21 protein-coding genes are annotated in these 18713 nt (G+C 72.9%); 14 read left to right on the top strand and 7 right to left on the bottom strand.

Annotated elements, in window-relative coordinates:
- Window position 1 precedes the first annotated feature (1 nt).
- Complete coding sequence (locus ACFPFQ_RS40645) at window positions 2-892, bottom strand: PaaX family transcriptional regulator C-terminal domain-containing protein (protein ID WP_379628589.1); 891 nt, start codon at window positions 890-892, stop codon at window positions 2-4.
- Window positions 893-976: 84 nt separating this feature from the next.
- Between ACFPFQ_RS40645 and ACFPFQ_RS40640 the strand changes: the two genes are divergently transcribed.
- The 3 genes from ACFPFQ_RS40640 to asd are packed head-to-tail and all read left to right on the top strand — an operon-like array spanning window position 977 to window position 4081.
- Window positions 977-1939: a GNAT family N-acetyltransferase gene (locus ACFPFQ_RS40640; RefSeq protein WP_379628588.1), complete on the top strand. Its 963-nt coding sequence runs from the start codon at window positions 977-979 to the stop codon at window positions 1937-1939.
- A gap of 51 nt (window positions 1940-1990) precedes the next feature.
- Window positions 1991-2977, top strand: a complete 987-nt coding sequence (locus ACFPFQ_RS40635) for a GNAT family N-acetyltransferase (RefSeq protein WP_379628587.1) — start codon at window positions 1991-1993, stop codon at window positions 2975-2977.
- A 27-nt stretch (window positions 2978-3004) separates the two neighbouring features.
- Window positions 3005-4081 (top strand): aspartate-semialdehyde dehydrogenase, encoded by a 1077-nt coding sequence (gene asd, locus ACFPFQ_RS40630; RefSeq protein ID WP_417715049.1) that lies wholly within the window; start codon window positions 3005-3007, stop codon window positions 4079-4081.
- On the opposite strand, the gene ACFPFQ_RS40625 is transcribed toward asd, so the two are convergent.
- The gene (locus ACFPFQ_RS40625; RefSeq protein WP_379628585.1) at window positions 4035-4526 is read right to left on the bottom strand and encodes a type II toxin-antitoxin system VapC family toxin; all 492 of its coding nucleotides are present in this window, start codon (window positions 4524-4526) and stop codon (window positions 4035-4037) included. The two genes, asd and ACFPFQ_RS40625, sit on opposite strands and share 47 nt — an antisense overlap.
- Before the next feature lie 53 nt (window positions 4527-4579).
- On the opposite strand from ACFPFQ_RS40625, the gene ACFPFQ_RS40620 reads away from it, so the two are divergent.
- Window positions 4580-5059, top strand: coding sequence for a type II toxin-antitoxin system PemK/MazF family toxin (locus ACFPFQ_RS40620; RefSeq protein WP_379628584.1), 480 nt, complete (start codon window positions 4580-4582; stop codon window positions 5057-5059).
- A gap of 33 nt (window positions 5060-5092) precedes the next feature.
- Here the strand turns inward: ACFPFQ_RS40620 and ACFPFQ_RS40615 are convergent, their stop codons facing one another.
- From ACFPFQ_RS40615 to ACFPFQ_RS40605, 3 genes are all read right to left on the bottom strand, one after another.
- The gene (locus ACFPFQ_RS40615) at window positions 5093-5725 is read right to left on the bottom strand and encodes a DedA family protein (protein ID WP_379628583.1); all 633 of its coding nucleotides are present in this window, start codon (window positions 5723-5725) and stop codon (window positions 5093-5095) included.
- A gap of 99 nt (window positions 5726-5824) precedes the next feature.
- The gene (locus ACFPFQ_RS40610; protein WP_379628634.1) at window positions 5825-6472 is read right to left on the bottom strand and encodes an LON peptidase substrate-binding domain-containing protein; all 648 of its coding nucleotides are present in this window, start codon (window positions 6470-6472) and stop codon (window positions 5825-5827) included.
- Between the two features lie 46 nt (window positions 6473-6518).
- Entirely contained in the window at window positions 6519-7217 is a 699-nt protein-coding gene (locus ACFPFQ_RS40605) for an NUDIX hydrolase (protein ID WP_379628582.1), read from the bottom strand.
- A gap of 156 nt (window positions 7218-7373) precedes the next feature.
- Here ACFPFQ_RS40605 and nadA point away from each other — a divergent pair, with 156 nt between their 5' ends.
- The 3 genes from nadA to nadC are packed head-to-tail and all read left to right on the top strand — an operon-like array spanning window position 7374 to window position 10824.
- Window positions 7374-8378, top strand: a complete 1005-nt coding sequence (nadA, locus tag ACFPFQ_RS40600; RefSeq protein WP_379628581.1) for a quinolinate synthase NadA — start codon at window positions 7374-7376, stop codon at window positions 8376-8378.
- Window positions 8375-9964 carry an L-aspartate oxidase gene (locus ACFPFQ_RS40595; RefSeq protein ID WP_379628580.1) on the top strand — a complete coding sequence of 530 codons (1590 nt, stop codon included), beginning with the start codon at window positions 8375-8377 and terminating at the stop codon, window positions 9962-9964. Before nadA ends, ACFPFQ_RS40595 begins: the two co-directional genes overlap by 4 nt.
- A complete protein-coding gene (gene nadC, locus ACFPFQ_RS40590) occupies window positions 9961-10824 on the top strand; it encodes a carboxylating nicotinate-nucleotide diphosphorylase (protein ID WP_379628579.1) in 864 nt (287 codons plus the stop codon). The genes ACFPFQ_RS40595 and nadC overlap by 4 nt, the downstream gene beginning before the upstream one ends.
- A gap of 88 nt (window positions 10825-10912) precedes the next feature.
- Here nadC and ACFPFQ_RS40585 read toward each other — a convergent pair whose 3' ends face one another.
- Window positions 10913-11470 (bottom strand): TetR/AcrR family transcriptional regulator, encoded by a 558-nt coding sequence (locus tag ACFPFQ_RS40585; protein WP_379628578.1) that lies wholly within the window; start codon window positions 11468-11470, stop codon window positions 10913-10915.
- A 136-nt stretch (window positions 11471-11606) separates the two neighbouring features.
- Here ACFPFQ_RS40585 and ACFPFQ_RS40580 point away from each other — a divergent pair, with 136 nt between their 5' ends.
- Window positions 11607-12440, top strand: a complete 834-nt coding sequence (locus ACFPFQ_RS40580; RefSeq protein WP_379628577.1) for an alpha/beta fold hydrolase — start codon at window positions 11607-11609, stop codon at window positions 12438-12440.
- A gap of 9 nt (window positions 12441-12449) precedes the next feature.
- Here ACFPFQ_RS40580 and ACFPFQ_RS40575 read toward each other — a convergent pair whose 3' ends face one another.
- Window positions 12450-13607, bottom strand: coding sequence for a macrolide family glycosyltransferase (locus tag ACFPFQ_RS40575; protein ID WP_379628576.1), 1158 nt, complete (start codon window positions 13605-13607; stop codon window positions 12450-12452).
- A gap of 133 nt (window positions 13608-13740) precedes the next feature.
- Between ACFPFQ_RS40575 and hisD the strand changes: the two genes are divergently transcribed.
- From hisD to priA, 6 genes are all read left to right on the top strand, one after another.
- Window positions 13741-15060, top strand: coding sequence for a histidinol dehydrogenase (gene hisD / locus ACFPFQ_RS40570; protein ID WP_379628575.1), 1320 nt, complete (start codon window positions 13741-13743; stop codon window positions 15058-15060).
- Window positions 15057-16202, top strand: a complete 1146-nt coding sequence (locus tag ACFPFQ_RS40565; protein WP_379628574.1) for a histidinol-phosphate transaminase — start codon at window positions 15057-15059, stop codon at window positions 16200-16202. Before hisD ends, ACFPFQ_RS40565 begins: the two co-directional genes overlap by 4 nt.
- Window positions 16199-16798, top strand: coding sequence for an imidazoleglycerol-phosphate dehydratase HisB (hisB, locus tag ACFPFQ_RS40560; protein WP_379628573.1), 600 nt, complete (start codon window positions 16199-16201; stop codon window positions 16796-16798). Before ACFPFQ_RS40565 ends, hisB begins: the two co-directional genes overlap by 4 nt.
- A gap of 91 nt (window positions 16799-16889) precedes the next feature.
- Window positions 16890-17525, top strand: a complete 636-nt coding sequence (hisH, locus tag ACFPFQ_RS40555; RefSeq protein ID WP_379628572.1) for an imidazole glycerol phosphate synthase subunit HisH — start codon at window positions 16890-16892, stop codon at window positions 17523-17525.
- A 138-nt stretch (window positions 17526-17663) separates the two neighbouring features.
- Entirely contained in the window at window positions 17664-17918 is a 255-nt protein-coding gene (locus ACFPFQ_RS40550; protein ID WP_379628571.1) for a hypothetical protein, read from the top strand.
- 17 nt (window positions 17919-17935) lie between these two features.
- A complete protein-coding gene (gene priA, locus ACFPFQ_RS40545; protein ID WP_379628570.1) occupies window positions 17936-18706 on the top strand; it encodes a bifunctional 1-(5-phosphoribosyl)-5-((5-phosphoribosylamino)methylideneamino)imidazole-4-carboxamide isomerase/phosphoribosylanthranilate isomerase PriA in 771 nt (256 codons plus the stop codon).
- Window positions 18707-18713 lie beyond the last annotated feature (7 nt).

Raw genomic sequence — 18713 nt, 5'->3', positions numbered from 1 at the left:
GTCAGCTCGCGGTGTCGGTCAGCCGCTGCCACTGCTGCTGGGCGGGCCGGTCCCACCGCGAGTGCAGCATCTCGAACAGCGCCGCGGCGCGGGTGCCGGCCCAGCCCTCGGGCAGCAGCTCGTTCGGCAGTGTCGGGTCCAGGAACGGGAACCGGCGCCACGAGTGCACGAGATGGATCTGGTGCGCGAGCACCTCGGCGGGGGCGGCAGGTGCCGCGTCGGAGAAGGTCACCAGGAACTCCTCGTAGGCCTCCTCGACCTCGGCGAGGTCCCATGCCTGCTCGACGACCGCACGCTGCTCGCCGATCACCCCGAACGGGCCGACGAAGGAGCTGGTGACACCGGTGAGCCCGAGGTCGGCCACCACGCCCGCCACCTCGTCCTGCTTCCCGGGGTCGGGCGTGACCCAGACGCCGGGGGCGGGGGAGCCGAGCCCGGCCCACGCCAGCCTGGTGCGCAGGCGGTGCCGCAGCTGGCGGCGCGACTCCGGCACGCTCACCAGCACCACCAGCCACTGCCCGTCCCAGGCCTGCGCGGTGGTGCCGAAGCCGTAGATGCGGGCCGCGCCGTCCGACAGCAGGCGCGTGCCCTGCTCGGTGAGCGACCAGCGCACCCGCCTGCCGGCGCGGTCGGAGACGAGGAAGCCCTCCGCGGCCGTGCGGGCGAGGGCCTGGCGGGCCGACTTCGGCTCCACCTCGAGCGCGGCCAGCACGTCGAGGAGCACCTGCGTCCACACCGGTTCCGCACGCGGCATCACGAACTCGCCGAGCACGGTGAGCAGCAGCGACCGCGCACTCGTTGCCCCGAGCTCGCGGCGACGTGAGAGCACCGGGTGCGCGGTGGTCGACTCGGCACTGGTCGACTCGGCTTTGGTCGACTCGGCGGCGGACATGGGGTGTCAGGGTAGTCGTGGGCCGGTGCCGGGTGCCGGAACGGGGAGCGCGCGCCGCGCTCCGGTCTCCTACGGTGATCGATCGTGACCACCTTCGCGCCGCCTGCCGGCCTGCAGAGCCGTCCGCTGCTGCCTGCCGACGCCGACGCGTGGGCCGCGCTGCTCGCGGTCGTCGAGGAGTCCGACCGGACCGGCGCGATCCAGGACACGACCGACTGCGCCGAGGTGCTCGCCGATCCGAGCGTCGACTTCGCGGCCGACAGCCTTGCCGTGCTCGAGGGCGGCCGGCTCGTCGCCACGCTGCTGCTGCGGTTGCGGACCGGCACGGACGTGCACGCGGTGTACGCCGACGGCGTGGTGCATCCGGCGCATCGCGGTCGGGGGCTCGGTGCCGCGTTCGTGGCCTTCGCCCGTAGCCGCGCCGCCGAGCTGGGCCGCGACCTCTACGTGCCGGTGCCCGAGTGCGTGCCCGCTGCGGTGGCGCTGGCCGAGAGCAGCGGGCTGGTGGTGGCGCGGTACCGGTCGGAGCTGGTGCGCGATCTGACGCTGCCGATCCCGGCGGTCGCGGTGCCCGACGGGCTGCAACTGCACGACCTCGGGCCCGGTTACGACGTGACGCGGTGGGACGAGACGCTGCGGGTGGCGTGCGAGACGGCGTATCGCGACCACTGGGGTTCCACGCCGATCTCCCCGGAACGCTGGGCGTACCGCCACACCGGCCACCGCTCGTTCCGGCCGGCCTGCTCGGTGGCGGCCACCACGTCCGAGGGTGTGGTGGCGGGGTTGGTGCTGTCGCACGAGCACGAGGCCGGCACGGTGGCGACGGGTCGGCGCGACCTCTCCGTCGGCACCGTCGGCACGCTGCCCGCCTGGCGGGGCCGCGGGCTCGCGTCAGCCATGCTGGCCCGGGTGCTCGGACGAGCGCAGGCACAGGGTTACCTGTCCTCGTCGCTCACTGTGGACATCGCGAACGTCACCGGTGCACTGGGCGGGTACGAGCTGGCGGGTTACACGATGCACCGGCGCACGATCACCTACGCGGCCTGACCACGGGAACTCGGCGGCGGAAGCGGGCGAACCGGACGTACCCTCGACATGGTGAGCACCCTCGTGACCGCACTCGACCTTCCTCCGGGGCTGCTTGGCCGTCCGATGGTGCCCGGCGACGCCGAGCGCTGGGCCGAGCTGCTGGCTGCGGTCGAGGCCGTCGACCGGATCGACGAGAACTACGACGTCGACGACTGTGCCGAAGAGCTGGCGGAGCCCGATCTCGATCTCGGGAACGACAGCGTGCTCGTCCTCGACGGTGCCGTCGCCGTGGCCTACCTGCTGCTGCGGGTGCGGCTCGGCAACGGGCGCAGCGAGCTCGACGCCGACGGGCGGGTGCATCCCGCCTACCGCGGTCGCGGGATCGGCACCGCGCTGCTGCGCCTGGCGCGGGCCAGTGCCGAGGACCGGGGCCACGGCCTGCGCGTACAGGCCCACGAATCGATCACCGGAGCCGTCGAGCTCGCCCGGGACACCGGGCTGTCACCTGCGCGGTACTTCTCCACACTGACCCGCGATCTCGCGGGCCCGATCGTGGCCGTCCCGCCGCCCGCCGGGTCGCGCCTGCAGGTGCTCGGGCAGCCGTTCGACGCCGACCGCTGGAACGAGCCGTTGCGCGCGGTGCGCAACGCCGCGTTCGCCGACCACTGGGGCTCGGTACCGGTGAGCGCCGGAACCTGGGCCCACAACAACACGGGCACCCGCAGCTTCCACCCCGGTACCTCGGTGGTGGCCTGTGCCGAGGACGGCGTCATGGTCGGGTTCGTCATGAACTACGAGTTCGTCGCCGACACCGCGAGCACCGGACGGCGTGATCTCTACGTGGGCACGGTCGCCACCGTGCGCGCGTGGCGCGGGCGGGGTCTCGCGTCGGCGATGCTCGCCGCCGTGCTGGAACGCGGGCGTGCGCAGGGCTTCGACACGTCGTCGCTGGACGTGGACGCGGCCAACCCGACCGGGGCGCTCGGCGTCTACGAGCGGGCCGGATACGCCCTGCACGCCCGTTCCATCGCCTTCACCAGCAGGTCCGATGCGTAGTGCTGGCGGGTTTGTACAGTGGTGGACATGCTGAAGGTGGGTGTGCTCGGGGCGACCGGAATGGTCGGCCAGCGGTTCGTGGCGTTGCTGGAGAACCATCCGTGGTTCCGGGTCGCCGCGGTGGCGGCGAGCCCGTCTTCGGCCGGCAAGAGCTACGCCGACGCGGTGGCGGGCCGCTGGGCGATGACGGGTCCGATCCCGGCGGCCACCGCGGGGCTCGTGGTCGGGGATGCCTCCGACGTGGCGGCGATGGCCGATCAGGTCGACTTCGTGTTCTGTGCCGTCGACATGCCCAAGGCCGCCACGGCCGCGCTGGAGGAGGCCTACGCCCGCGCCGAGGTGCCGGTGGTCTCCAACAACTCGGCGCACCGCTGGACGCCCGACGTCCCGATGATGATCCCGGAGATCAACGCCGAGCACGCGGGCGTCATCGAGGCGCAGCGCAAGCGGCTGGGCACCGAGCGCGGCTTCATCACGGTCAAGCCCAACTGCTCGATCCAGTCCTACGTGCCCGCGATCCACCCGCTGCTCTCGTTCGGGCCCACCAAGATCCTCGTCTGCACCTATCAGGCCATCTCCGGCGCGGGCAAGACGTTCACGACCTACCCCGAGATCCTCGACAACGTCGTCCCGTACATCGGCGGCGAGGAGGAGAAGTCGGAGAACGAGCCGCTCAAGATCTGGGGCTCGGTCGTCGACGGCGAGATCATCAAGGCCGCCGGACCGATCATCGGCGCGCAGTGCGTCCGGGTGCCGGTCTCCGACGGCCATCTCGCCGCGGTGTCGGTGGCGTTCGAGCGCCCGCCCGCCGAGGACGAGCTCCGCGGGGCCTGGAAGGAGTTCAGCGGCCGCCCGCAGCAGCTGGGCCTGCCCAGCGCGCCGGAGCCGTTCCTGCACTACACCGAGGACGAGACGCGCCCCCAGCCCGCACTCGACCGCGACGCGGGCAACGGCCAGGCCGTCACCATCGGCAGGCTGCGCGCCGACCCGATCTTCGACTGGCGGTTCGTGGCGCTCTCGCACAACACCGTGCGCGGGGCGGCCGGTGGCGCGGTGCTCACCGCCGAACTGCTGACCAGCGACGGGTACCTGCAGGCCCGCTGATCTGACCGGCCGTGCTGTAGCACAATTTGCGCTGCCGTCGATCGACGCCGATCGATCTCGACCTGGGCCCCACCGTGGCGCGATCGCTGTGGTCAGCGCGATCAGCGTGGGCGAGCTGGCGTTCGGCACGGCGTGGGCGGCCCGGGTGCCACTGCTGACGCGCAACCCGACCGACTTCGCTGGCGCCCGACCTGACGGGTCGTGCCACCTGCTCGTGCTCACGGGGGATCAGGTCGACGGTGGGGTAGTAGGCGCGGTAGCGCGCTGCGTCGTGGGTGAGCAGCCGCAGCCCCATCACGGCGGCGTGCGCCCCGATGAAGAAGTCCGGCAGGGTCGACGTGCGGGTTCCCCTCTGGATCGATAGGCCCGATAGCTGCGGGCTGCGAGGAACGCCGCCGCCCATGGCCTCGATCGGCGAGAAGGCCAGTGACACCTCGCTGAACACGACCGGTGTCACCCTGCCCGGCGCTCCGGCCGAACCCTCGCCAGACTGTCCCCATGGCGAACTGGAGCAGCGTTCTGGAGCGGGTGCGCAGCGTCGGGTTGGGGTTGCTGACACGGTCGGGGCGATCGCCGCAGAAGAAGGCGCGCACCGCGCCTGCCGCGGAACGGGCGCGCACGGTCGTCTACGCCCCGGACCTGGACGGATCGGCCGATCCCGGCGAGATCGTCTGGGCCTGGGTGGCCTACGAGGAGGAGGACGGGCGGGGCAAGGACCGGCCGCTGCTCGTCGTCGGGCGCGCCGGCCCGGACGTGCTGGGGCTGATGCTGTCGAGCCAGCACTCGCGCGCCGGTGATCGTGACTGGCTCTCGATCGGCTCCGGCGGGTGGGACAAGGAGGGCCGCGAGTCCTTCGTCCGCCTCGACCGGGTGCTCGAGGTGGGGGAGCACGGCATCCGCCGCGAGGGCTCGGTGCTCGACCGCGAGCGCTTCGAGCGTGTGGCCGCCCAGCTGCGCTCCCGGTACGGCTGGACCTGACCGTCGAGAACGACGCTGTCATGATCAAAAGGGCTATTTGATCATGACGACGTCGTTCTCGACGGGGTTGGGGGCGGGGCGGCGCTTGCGGAGCCGGTGGCGCACCAGCTCCACGATCCCGGTGATCGACAGCGCGATGCCGAGGCCGACGAGCATGCCGATGAGCGGGTTGCCCTCGAACGCCGCGCCGCCGAGCACGCCGATCAGCGCCGAGTACGCCGCCCACGACGTCGCCGCGAGCGCGTCGAACAGCGCGAACGAGCGGCGCGGGTAGGCCACCGCCCCCATCGTCAACGTGCACGCGGTGCGCCCGCCCGGGATGTACCGCGCGACGACGAGCGCGAGGCCGCCGCGCTCGGCCAGCATCCGCTGCGTCCAGGCGAACGCCTTGCCGCTGCGCTTGCCGGTGCGCAACTTGTTGCTACCGGTACGGCCGATCGCGTACGAGACGTGGTCGCCCGCGAACGCGCCGAGCGCCGCGGCGGCGATCACGAGGCCGAGGTGGGGCTGCCCGGTGGACGCGGCGAACACCCCCGCGGTGATCACGGCGGTCTCGGCGGGTACCACCGGGAAGAACGCGTCGAGCGCCGCCAGCGCGGCGATCAGCAGGTACAGCCAGGGTGAGGTCATGACCGAGTTGAGGAAGTCGAGGATCGCGTGCGTCACCCCGTTGATGCTGCGGGGCCCAGGTCCACCACACATCGGGGCTCACCCCCGAGTTGGATCCAGGGGTAGCCGCATCCGTGGCCGTGGGGCGGCCCGACCTCAGTTGGAGCTGTGCTCCACCGCGTAGGTGGTGATCGGCGCCGGCACCGCCCGCAGCTGCGTGAGCAGGCCGGTCTCGCGCACCATGAGCACCCGGATCATCCGCAGCCGCTCCAGCGGGGACGTCTGCTCGAGCAGCCGCTGCCGGTCGGTCATCGGCAGCAGGCAGTCGGCAGCCAGCACGTGCGGCAGGGTGTTGGCGTCGATGTCGTCATCGGGCTCGGACCAGTCGCCGCTCTTCCACGCCGTGGTGCAGTAGAGCCGGTGTGCGGCCCGCGCCGCGACGCTGAGCATGCGCGCGAGCCCGGGACCGTCGGCGCCGGCACCGGGGTCGTCGCCGTCGGGCAGGAACTCCACCGACCCGAGCAGGTAGGGCTTGGACTCGGAGTCGAGCTCGAGCAGCCGGAACCGGCGGGCCCCGCGCGTGACGATGTCGTAGCGGCCGTCGGGCAGGCGCCGGACGTCGCGCAGCAGCGCGGTGCAGCCGACACCGTGCAGCCCGGCGATGCCGTCGTCGTCGGGCGTCCAGCCCTCGCGGACGGCGACGACGCCGAACTCCTTGTCGGGGATGGCGCCGGTGACCAGGTCGACCGTGAGCTGCCGGTAGCGGGGTTCGAAGATGTGCAGCGGCAGCGACGCTCCAGGCATCAGGACTGTGCCCAGTGGGAACAGCGGGAGGGTCTCGGCCACGCGACTACGGTACGGCGCTGCGGCCGTGCTCGCCCGGTGGCCGCAGAACGGCGAACGCATCCGTGACGTGCAGCGCGCGATCGGCGAACCGGAACAGCGCCGCGGGCCTGCCACCTGCGGGTCCGGGAGGTGCGACGGCGCCGGTCGGCTCCAGCTGGGCGCGCCGGGTGAGCACGCGCTGCAGGTTGGTGGCCGAGACCGCGTGGCCCAGTGCCGCGGTGTAGATCTCGCGCAGCGCGGAGATCGTGAACTCGCGGGGCGCGAGCGCGAAGCCGATGTTGGTGTAGGACAGCTTGGCGCGCAGCCGGTCGTGGGCATCGGCGACGAGCTCGGCGTGGTCGAACGCGGTGTCGGGCAGCGCGTTGATCCGGTGCCACGCCGTGTCGGCGGGTACGGCCGGGTCGGCGTCGCTGGGCACCAGCCCGAGGAACGCCGTGGCCACGCGCCGGACCCCCGGGACGCGGTCGGGTTTGGAGTAGACGGCGATCTGCTCGACGTGGGTGACGTCGCGGACGTCGACCTTCTCGGCGAGCTGACGCAGCACCGAGGCCTCGACCTCCTCGTCGTCGCCCAGCTGGCCCCCGGGCAGCGCCCAGCGTCCGGGATCGGGCGCCAGCGCCCGCTGCCAGAGCAGTACCTGCAGCGTGCCGTCGCGGACCTGCAGGACGGCCGCCAGCACCTCGTGTTCGGTCGGGCGGCTCATGATCGCGATCCTATCGGCGCCTGCGGGCGTTCCGGAGGTGAACGGCGTATTGCGGCGGGATGAGTTCCCGGTCACGTGGAGGGTGTGGAGAAGCGGGGTCCGCTGTTACGATCTCCCCTGTTTACGACTGATAGTCGAAAACGACGGGAGACCGAAATGACGCTGTCGGAGATCGCACCCGCCACCACCGGGATCGATCCCGGGCCGGGCTGGGCGGACGAGGTCCGGGCGCTGGCCCGCCGCCGCAATGCGGTGGTGCTGGCGCACAACTACCAGCTTCCGGCGATCCAGGACGTCGCCGACTTCACCGGCGACTCGCTGGCGCTCTCGCGCATCGCCGCGCAGTCCGAGGCGTCGACGATCGTGTTCTGCGGAGTCCACTTCATGGCCGAGACGGCGAAGATCCTCGCCCCGGACAAGACGGTGCTGATCCCCGACGCGAACGCCGGTTGCTCGCTCGCCGACTCGATCGACGCCGACCAGTTGCGGGCCTGGAAGGCCGAGCACCCGGGCGCCGTCGTCGTCTCGTACGTCAACACGACCGCCGCGGTGAAGGCCGAGACCGACATCTGCTGCACGTCGTCCAACGCCGTCGAGGTGGTGGAGTCGATCCCGGTCGACCGGGAGGTGCTGTTCCTGCCCGACCAGTTCCTCGGCGCGCACGTCCGGCGCATCACCGGGCGCGAGAACATGCACGTCTGGGCGGGGGAGTGCCACGTGCACGCCGGCATCAGTGGCCCGTCGCTGACGGCCACGGTGGAATCTCACCCCGGCGCTGACCTCTACATCCACCCGGAGTGCGGCTGCGCGACGTCGGCGCTGTACCTGGCGGGTGCGGGCGCGGTGCCCGCCGACCGCGTCAAGATCCTCTCGACCGGCGGCATGCTCGACGCCGCCCGCACGAGCACCGCGACGTCGGTGCTGGTGGCCACGGAGATCGGGATGCTGCACCAGCTGCGCAAGGCGGCGCCGCAGATCGACTTCCAGGCGGTCAACGAGCGCGCCTCCTGCAGGTACATGAAGATGATCACCCCGGAGAAGCTGCTGCGCTCGCTGCGCGACGGCACCGACGAGGTGCACGTGGATCCCGAGCTCGCCGCCCGCGGCCGCAAGGCCGTGCAGCGGATGATCGAGATCGGCAAGCCCGGCGGTGGCGAGTGAGCGCCTGGGACGCCGCGGCCGACCTCGTCGTGATCGGCTCCGGTGTCGCGGGGCTGACGGCGGCCCTCGACGCGGCCGAACTCGGTCTGCGGGTCGTGGTCGTCACGAAGGACGCGATCGACGCCGGCTCGACGCGCTGGGCGCAGGGCGGCGTCGCGGTCGTCATCGGGGACGTGCCGGGTGACAGCGTGGAAGCGCACGTCGCGGACACGCTGACCGCGGGCGCCGGGCTCTGCGACGCGGGCGCGGTGGCGTCGATCCTCGCGGACGGGCCGGCCGCGGTGGCCGCGCTGCGGGCCCGCGGGGCGCAGTTCGACCCCGACCCCCGTACCGGCCGGCCCGCCCGAGCGCGGGAGGGCGGCCATTCCGCCTTCCGCGTGGTGCACGCCGGCGGCGACGCGACCGGGGCCGAGGTGGAGCGCGCGCTCGTCACGGCGGCCCGCGAGCACGGGCTGGCGATGCTGACCGGCCACGTGGCCGTCGACGCGCTGCGGGACGAGACCGGGCGGGTCACCGGCGTCGCGCTGCTCGACGACGAAGGGCGGCCCGGCGTGCTGCGCGCGCCCGCGGTGCTGCTGGCCACCGGTGGTTACGGGCAGCTCTACGCCTCCACGACGAACCCGGAGACCTCCACCGGTGACGGCATCGCGCTCGCGCTGCGCGCCGGTGCGAACGCCGCTGACCTGGAGTTCGTGCAGTTCCACCCGACGGTGCTCTACGACGGACCCGCGACGGGACGGCGACCGCTGGTCACCGAGGCCGTGCGGGGTGAGGGCGCGTTCCTGCTCGACCGGGCCGGTCGCCGTTTCATGACCGGCGTGCACCCGCTCGCCGATCTCGCGCCGCGCGACGTCGTCGCCGGGGCGATCACCCGGCGCCTCCTCGAGACCGGCACCGACTGCGTCTACCTCGACGCACGCGCGCTCGAGGGGTTCGCCCAGCGGTTCCCGACCGTGTTCGCGGCCTGCCGGGCCGTGGGGATCGACCCGGTGCGCGAGCCGATCCCGGTGACGCCCGCCGCGCACTACTCGTGCGGTGGGGTCGTCACCGACCTGCACGGGCGCACCGCCGTCCCCGGTCTCTACGCGGCGGGGGAGGTGGCGCGCACCGGGCTGCACGGCGCCAACCGGCTGGCGTCCAACAGCCTGCTGGAGGGGCTGGTCATCGGGTCCAGGATCGCGCGCGCGGTGGCCGCCGACGCGGTGCTGCGCCCGCGCCTCGTCGGCCGGGTTCCGGAGTGGACCGTCCCGATCGCGCCGCGCGCGCTCGTGCAGCGCGCCATGACGGCGGCGGCCGGGATCGGCCGCGACGCCGCCGGGCTGGCAGCGGCGTCGGACTCCGTGGAGTCGGCGCTGGAGATGCGGGCGCCCGCCGACCGGGCGGGTGTGGAGGACGCGGCGCTGAGCCTGCTGGCGCAGGCCGTGCTGGCCGCGGCCGGAACGAGGACCGAGAGCAGGGGGTGCCACGTGCGCAGCGACTTTCCCGAGCGAGACGACGTCTGGCAGGAGGCGAGCCTCGTGGTGGGGCTCGACCCGTCCGGACGGCCGGTCGTGCAGGAGCAAGCCGTCGCGGTGGGTGCGGCATGACCGCCACGTTCGCCGGGCCCGATCTCGACGACCTGCGCCGCGTCGTCGCCACGGCGCTGGCGGAGGACCTGCGCTACGGCGTGGACGCGACGACCGCCGCCACCGTGGCGCCCGACGCCGTTGCCGTCGGGGTGTTCGCGTCGCGGCGGCCCGGCGTGCTGGCCGGGGTGCCGGCGGCGCTCGCCGTGCTCGACGGGGTGCTGGGTGGTGGCTCCTACGAGGTGCTCGACGCGCTGCCGGACGGCTCGCGCCTCGAGCCGGGCTCCGCGGCGCTGACCGTCCGGGCGCCGGTCCGCGGGCTGCTGACGGCCGAGCGCACTGCGTTGAACCTGCTGTGCCACCTGTCGGGCGTCGCCACGGCGACGGCGGAGTGGGTGGCGGCGGTGGCGGGCACGAACGCCCGGATCCGCGACACCCGCAAGACACTGCCCGGGCTGCGGCTGCTGGAGAAGTACGCGGTGCGCTGTGGGGGTGGCGTCAACCACCGGCTGGGGCTCGGCGACGCGGTGCTGATCAAGGACAACCACGTGGTGGCCGCCGGGTCGGTCGGTGCCGCGCTGGCCGCGGCGCGGGCGCTGGCCCCGGACCTGCCGCGCGAGGTCGAGGTCGACACGTTGGAACAGCTCGACGAGGTGCTCGCACTGGACGCCGAGCTCGTGCTCCTGGACAACTTCACCGTCGAGCAGACCCGCGAGGCGGTGCGGCGGCGGGGCACGTCGTCCACGCTGCTGGAGAGCTCGGGCGGGATCGTGCTGGGGCAGGCCCGGAACTACGCCGAGACGGGCGTCGACTATATCTCGATCGGGGCGCTGACCCACTCCGTGATGGCCCTGGATCTGGGGTTGGACCTGCGGGCCTGAGGTTGCAGGAAAGCCACTTTCCTGCAACGAGGTTGCGGGAAAGTGGCTTTCCTGCAACGCCGCGGGACGGTGGAGGTAGGTACCCGCCTCAGCCCAGCAGCAGCCGGGGCAGCGCGTCGATCGCCCGCCGGAAGGTGGCGGGATCGCCCAGCAGCCTGCCCAGTACCAGGCCGCCCTCCAGCTGCGCGAAGGCGTCCTCGGCCGCGATCCGGGCCGCCTCGGGCGTGGCCCCGCCCCGCATCGCCGCACCGGCCATCCCGCCGATCCAGACGTTCGTGACGTCCGCGGCGATGGCGCGCACGCTCTCGGGCGCGCCGGACAGCGTGAGGGTGTCCAGTACGCAGGCCAGCTCGCCGTCGCCGTAGATCGTCGACAGCCGGCGGCCGGTCTCGATGACCCCGGCGGTGACGTCCGGGTCGCTCGCCATCGGCTCGACCGCGTGCTCGAACAGCACCCGCACGCGCCGCATGACGGCCTCTGCCATCTGCGTCTTGCCGTCGGGGAAGCGGTGGTAGAGGCTCGCGCGCTGCAGCTGCGCGCCCTGCGCCAGCGCACCCAGCGACGCGCCCTCGAACCCGGCGATGCGGAAGACCTGGGCGAGGCGGTCGAACAACTCGTCGTCGTGGACGGTCTGCGGGCGGGGCATGCGCGCGACGTTACCGAACGAACGGTAAAACCTGCAACGCGCTCGGGCGTGGCCTGACTCACGTTGCCATACCGGTCGTTCGGTAATAGCTTTCTCGACGTCAGCAACCCCCGGAAGTGCTCGAGAGGAACCGGTCATGTCGCACATCACCGTCGGCCACGAGAACAGCGTCGAGATCAACCTGAACTACACCGACCGGGGTGCCGGCCAGCCCGTCGTCCTGATCCACGGCTACCCCCTCGACGGCGCGTCCTGGGAGAAGCAGGAGGAGCGCCTGCTCGACGAGGGCTACCGCGTCATCACCTACGACCGCCGCGGCTTCGGCAAGTCCAGCCAGCCCAGCGTCGGCTACGACTACGACACCTTCGCCGACGACCTGGACAAGGTCCTCACCGCGCTCGACCTGAACGACGTGGTGCTCGTCGGCTTCTCCATGGGCACCGGCGAGGTCGGCCACTACCTGGCCTGCCACGGGTCGGCCCGGGTGGCGAAGGCCGTCTTCCTCGCCTCGCTCGAGCCGTTCCTGATCCAGACCGACGACAACCCGACCGGCGTGCCGCAGACCGTGTTCGACGGCATCCTCGCCGCGGCCAAGTCCGACCGCTACGCCTGGTTCACCCAGTTCTACAACGACTTCTACAACCTCGACGAGAACCTCGGCACCCGCATCGGCGAGGACGTCGTGCGCGCCAGCTGGAACACCGCCACCAATGCGGGCGCCCGCGCGTCCTGGGCCGTGGTGCCCAGCTGGGGCACCGACTTCCGCGCCGACATCGAGAAGATCGACGTGCCGACCCTCATCGTGCACGGCACGCACGACCGCATCCTGCCGATCGACGCCAGCGGCCGCGAGTTCGCCAAGCGACTCCCCACCGCCACCTACGTGGAGATCGAGGGCGCCCCGCACGGGATGCTCTGGACCCACGCCGACGAGATCAGCGACCTGCTGGTGGAGTTCCTCGGCAAGTGATCAGAGGGGTCAGCGGGCCGCAGCGACCAGCAGGTCGGCGGCTGCGGCCGCGCCACCCGCGGCCCGGGCCGCCTTGCCCAGCTGCTCGACGGCGGTGCGGTAGGACGGGTCGGTCGTGACCGTCCGCACCGCTTCGGCCAGCCGCTCCGGCGTGACGTCCGCAGGGTCGAGCCGGACGCCCAGTCCGAGCTCGGCCGCCCGGCTCGCGGTGATCTCCTGCTCGATCATCTGCGGCACGACGACCAGCGGGACGCCCGAGGCGATCGCCTCCATCGTGCTGCCCATGCCGCCGTGGGTGATGAAGGCGGCGCTGCGGGCCAGCACGGCCAGCTGCGGTACGTGCGGTGCGAGCGTGATGTTCGGTGGTGCCTGCGGGAAGTCCGCGGCCGAGAGCCGGGCGCCGTGGTTGATGACGACCGGGTGCTCGACGCCGCCGAATGCGGCGATGCAGTCGTCGAAGAAGGCCTTGCGGTCGTTGAACACGGTGCCGAGCGAGATGTAGAGCAGCGGCCCGTCGGGGAGCGGCACGTCGCCCGCCGAGTCCGCCCGGCCCAGCGCCGGCCCGACGAAGTGGACGCTACCGGGCAGCGACTCGCGGTCGGGGTGGAACTCGGCAGGCATGAACGCCACGGTCAGCGGGGCCGGCCGGAACATGATCCCGGCCGCGTCCCGCGGCGCGACGCCGTAGCGCTGCGCGATGGCGCCGAGCCGGGCCGTGTCGATGGGCGGCGTACCGGCCGGCATCGCGGCCTGCATGCGCTCGCGCATCGCGGTGATCACGTACGACGGCGAGAGGTGGGCCAGGTTCGCCGCCCGCGCCTTCGCCAGCAGCCCGCCCCACAGCGACATGCCCTCGCCGACGACGAGGCCCGGCCGCAGCTCGTCGTGCAGGGCCAGCAGCGGCTCGGCGGCGGCCTCGGCCACTGCGAACAGCCGACCCATCAGCAGCGCGAAGGGCGGAACCGCACCGGCGGACGGCGGTGGTGTGTCGTCGAGCTCGACATCGAGCGCCACGAACTCGGCACCCGTCGCCTCGACGGCGGCGCGGAACGGCTCGGGTAGCAGGTAGCCGACGCGGTGCCCGCGCTCGACGAGCTCGGCGGCCACCGCGAGCGTCGGATTGACGTGCCCGTGACCGGGCATGGGCAGGAACAGGACATTGCTCACGTAATTCCCCCGACGTTGAAAGTCCGTGTTGGACGCTACCCGTGCGGACGATCGCTCGTCGGGATCACGGTGATCACGCCGCGGAGCGCTATCTCCGCGACCCGGCCGGAACCGCCGCCGTACCCTTGTCCCCATGCTCCGCCGACTCGACCTGCGCGCCGAACCGCTGCCCCGCACCGCCGCACTGCGCGGACTGTTGCCGCGGGCCGAGATGGACGTCGACGCGGTCCTGCATCAGGTCCGCCCGCTCGTCGAGGCCGTGCGCGAGCGCGGCGTCGCGGCGGTGCAGGAGTTCTCCCAGCGCTTCGACAAGGTCAGCCCCGCCACGGTCCGCGTCCCGGCCGCCGCGCTGGCCACCGCGCTGGCCGAGCTGGACCCCGCGGTCCGCGCCGCGCTCGAGGTCGCGATCGACCGCGCCCGCGCCGTGCACGCCGATCAGCGCCGCACCGACGTCGTCACGCAGGTCGTGCCCGGCGGCACCGTGGCCGAGCGGTTCGTGCCGGTCCGCCGCGTCGGGCTCTACGCGCCCGGCGGCCTGGCCGTCTACCCGTCCAGCGTCGTGATGAACGTGGTGCCGGCGCAGGCCGCGGGCGTCGACACGCTGGTGGTGATGTCGCCGCCGCAGGCCGAGTTCGGCGGGCTGCCGCACCCCACCGTCCTCGCCGCGGCCGCGCTGCTCGACGTCGACGAGGTCTGGGCGGCCGGGGGCGCGCAGGGCATCGCGCTGCTGGCCTACGGCGGCACCGACACCGACGGTGCCGACCTGGAGCCGGTCGACATGGTCACCGGCCCCGGCAACATCTACGTGACCGCCGCCAAGCGGCACCTGCGCGGTCTCATCGGCATCGACGCGGAGGCCGGCACCACCGAGATCGCGGTGCTCGCCGACGACACCGCCGACCCCCGCCACGTCGCCGCCGACCTGATCAGCCAGGCCGAGCACGACCCGAACGCCGCATCGGTGCTGGTCACCACGTCCGACGCGCTGGTGGAGGCCGTCGAGGCCGAGCTGGAGCGGCAGGTGGGGGAGACCAAGCACACCGAGCGCATCCGCACGGCGCTCGCCGGCCCGCAGTCGGGTGCGGTGCTGGTGGCGAACCTCGACGACGGCGTCGCTGTCGTCGACGCCTACGCCGCCGAGCACCTGGAGATCCAGACCGCCGATGCCCCCGCCGTCGCGGCGCGCGTGCGCAACGCCGGCGCGATCTTCGTCGGGGCCTGGTCGCCGGTCTCGCTCGGCGACTACTGCGCGGGCTCCAACCACGTGCTGCCCACCGGCGGCTGCGCCCGCCACTCCGGCGGCCTGTCGGTGCAGACGTTCCTGCGCGGCATCCACGTCGTGCACTACAGCGAGGACGCCCTGCGTGCCGCCGCCGACACCGTGGTCACGCTCGCCACCGCAGAGGACCTGCCGGCGCACGGCCAGGCCGTCACGGCCCGGTTCCCCCGATGAGCGGGGTTCCAGCCACAGTCGGCAGCGACGTCACGCTCGACCAGCTCCCCCTGCGCGACGACCTGCGCGGCAAGAGCCCCTACGGCGCCCCGCAGCTGGACGTGGCGGTGCGGCTCAACACCAACGAGAACCCGTTCCCGCCGCCACCGGAGCTCGTCGACGACATCACCGCCGCCGCGCGGGAGGTGGCGGCCGAGCTGCACCGCTACCCCGACCGCGACGCCGTCGCGCTGCGCACCGACCTCGCCGCCTACCTGAGCCGCGCCACCGGCGTCGCGTTGACCAGCGCGAACGTGTGGGCCGCCAACGGCTCCAACGAGATCCTGCAGCAGATCCTGCAGGCCTTCGGTGGCCCGAACCGGCTCGCGGTCGGGTTCGAGCCGTCCTACTCGATGCACCCGATCATCGCGTCGGGCACTCGCACCGAGTGGCTGCCCGCGCCCCGGCGCGCCGACTTCTCCGTCGACGTCGACGCGGCCGCCGCGCTGCTGCGCGAGCGCGCCCCCGACGTCACGTTCCTGACCAGCCCGAACAACCCCACCGGGCAGTCCATCGCGCCTGCCGATCTCGCCCGGCTGGTGGCGGCGGCGCCCGGCATCGTGGTGGTCGACGAGGCCTACGGCGAGTTCTCGGCCGCGCCGAGCGCCATCACGCTGCTCGCCGAGCACGGCCACAAGCTGATCGTCAGCCGCACCATGAGCAAGGCCTTCGCGTTCGCGGGTGGCCGGCTGGGCTACCTGGCCGCGGCGCCCGCCGTCGTCGACGCGTTGCAGCTGGTACGCCTGCCGTACCACCTCGCGTCGCTCACACAGGCGGCCGCCCGCGCCGCGCTGCGCCACGCCGACGCCACCCTCGGCTCGGTGGCGCGGCTGGCGGCCGAGCGCGACCGGATCGTGCCCGCACTGCAGGCCGCGGGATACCGCGTGGTGCCCAGCGACGCCAACTTCATCCTGTTCGGCCGCTTCGCCGATGCGCCCCACGCTTGGCGGATGTTCCTCGACGGCGGGGTGCTCATCCGTGACGTCGGAATACCCGGATGGCTCCGGGTCACCGTCGGCACGCCCGAGGAGAATGACACGTTCTTGCGTGTCGCGGCGATGACACAGGCACACACAACCGAAGACGTAGAGGGAGCACGATGAGCCGGATCGGCCGCGTCGAGCGGGTCACCAAGGAGTCCAAGGTGCTCGTCGAGATCGATCTCGACGGCACCGGCACCACGGAGATCACCACCGGCGTGCCGTTCTACGACCACATGCTCGACGCGTTCGGCAAGCACGGCGCGTTCGACCTCACCGTGCGGGCGTCGGGCGATGTCCACATCGACGTGCACCACACCGTCGAGGACGTCGCCATCGTGCTGGGCCAGGCGATCCTGCAGGCGCTCGGCGACAAGCGCGGCATCCGGCGCTTCGGCGACGCCTGGATCCCGATGGACGAGTCGCTCGCCCACGCCGTCGTCGACGTGTCGGGACGCCCGTTCTCCGTGCACTCCGGCGAGCCGGACGTCATGCACGGCTTCGTCGTCGGCGGCCACTACCCGACGGTGCTCAACCGCCACGTGTTCGACTCGCTGGCCTTCCACGGCCACCTCGCGCTGCACGTGCGCGTCGAGGCCGGCCGCGATCCCCACCACGTCACCGAGGCGGAGTTCAAGGCGGTGGGCCGGGCGCTGCGCGCAGCGGTGGAGCCGGACGGCCGGATCACCGGCATCGCGTCCACGAAGGGCACGCTCTAGCTCCCGCACATCGTGAGGGGTTCGCGCACACCGTCGACGGTGTGCGTCGGCACCTGACGGTATGCGTGGCCGCTCGCCTATCCTGTCTCAGGTGTCGCGCATCGTCGTACTGGATTACGGATCGGGCAACCTGCGTTCCGCGGAGCGCGCGTTGCGCCGTGTCGGTGCCGACGTCACCGTCACGGCCGATCCCGACCTCGCGCTGAACGCCGACGGGCTCGTGGTCCCCGGCGTGGGCGCCTTCGCCGCGTGCATGGCAGGGCTCGCCGGCGTCGACGGGCCGCGCATCATCGAGCGCCGGCTCGCGGGCGGCCGCGCGGTGCTCGGCATCTGCGTCGGCATGCAGGTGCTGTTCGACCTCGGTGTCGAGTGGGGCGAGCGCACCCAGGGCTGCGGGCAGTGGCCGGGCACGGTCGAGCGGATCAAGGCCGACGTGCTGCCGCACATGGGCTGGAACACGGTGCGCACGCCGCCGGGATCCACGTTGTTCAACGGCCTCGACCCCGAGACGCGCTTCTACTTCGTCCACTCCTTCGGTGTGCGGCGCTGGGAGCTCGAGGAGTCCACGGTCCTGCGCCCGCCGATGGTCACCTGGGCCAACCACGGCGAGGACTTCGTCGCCGCCGTCGAGAACGGTGCGCTGGCAGCCACCCAGTTCCACCCCGAGAAGTCCGGGGACGCCGGCGCTGCCGTGCTGCAGAACTGGCTGCGCGACGTCGTCGGCTGACCGTTCGCCTCACGCCGGCGCACATCGACCCCGGCGCGCCGGGCAGACCCTCTCGCGCAGGCCGCTGACGTGGGTATTCTCGCCAACGTGTCGCAGATCATCCGCCGGCTCGCCGGCCGCTCCCCGAGTGGCTGACCGATGACCACCAAGCGCCGTCGCAACCAGCCGTACCCGCGCTCGGGTGCTCGGCGCGCACCGGTCTCGCGGCGGCGCCGCACCTCCACCGCGAGCACGTTCGGCACCGCCGTCGGGATAGCGCTCGCCGCGGTGCTCGCCACCGTGTTCCACGGGCTGGCGTGGTGGGGCTGGGTGTTGATCATCCTGGTCGGACTGGTGGTCGGGCTGGTGTGGGCGGCGCGCAAGGGCAGGGCCGCCGCCCCTCCCGTCACCTGATCGGTACGCTGCGCAACGTGAGCTTCACGCTGCTTCCTGCCGTTGACGTCGCCGATGGCCAGGCCGTGCGCCTCGTCCAGGGGGAGGCGGGCACCGAGACGGGCTACGGCGACCCCCTCGACGCCGCGCTGGCCTGGCAGCGCGACGGTGCCGAGTGGATCCATCTCGTCGACCTCGACGCCGCCTTCGGTCGCGGCTCCAACGCGGAACTGCTCGCCGGCGTCGTCGGCAGGCTCGACGTGGCCGTCGAGCTCTCCGGTGGCATCCGCGACGACGCGTCGCTGGAGCGCGCGCTGGCCACCGGGTGCGCCCGGGTCAACCTGGGCACGGCAGCGCTCGAGGACCCCGCGTGGTGCGCCCGCGCCATCGCCGCCTACGGCGAGCGGGTGGCGGTCGGGCTCGACGTGCGCGTCACCGACGCCGGGCACCGGCTGGCCGCGCGCGGCTGGACCACCGACGGCGGCGACCTCTGGGAGACGCTGGAGCGGCTCGACCGCGACGGCTGCGCCCGCTACGTCGTCACCGACGTGAGCAAGGACGGCACGCTGCGTGGGCCCAACGTGGAGCTGCTGCGCGACGTCGCCAACGCCACGAAGGCGCCGGTGATCGCCTCGGGCGGGATCTCCGAGACCGCCGACCTCGTCGCGCTCGCGGAGCTGGCGGCCACGGGCGTCGGCATCGAGGGCTCGATCGTGGGCAAGGCGCTCTACGCCGGGCGGTTCACGCTGCCCGAGGCGCTGGCCGCGGTGCGCGCCGTGGGCACGGCCTCGGGTCGCGCCGCAGGCTGACGCCGTA

It is taken from the genome of Pseudonocardia sp. GCM10023141, from assembly GCF_042653605.1.
Note: the sequence above shows the minus strand (reverse complement) of the source record. Positions and strands in the feature narration are given on the sequence as shown.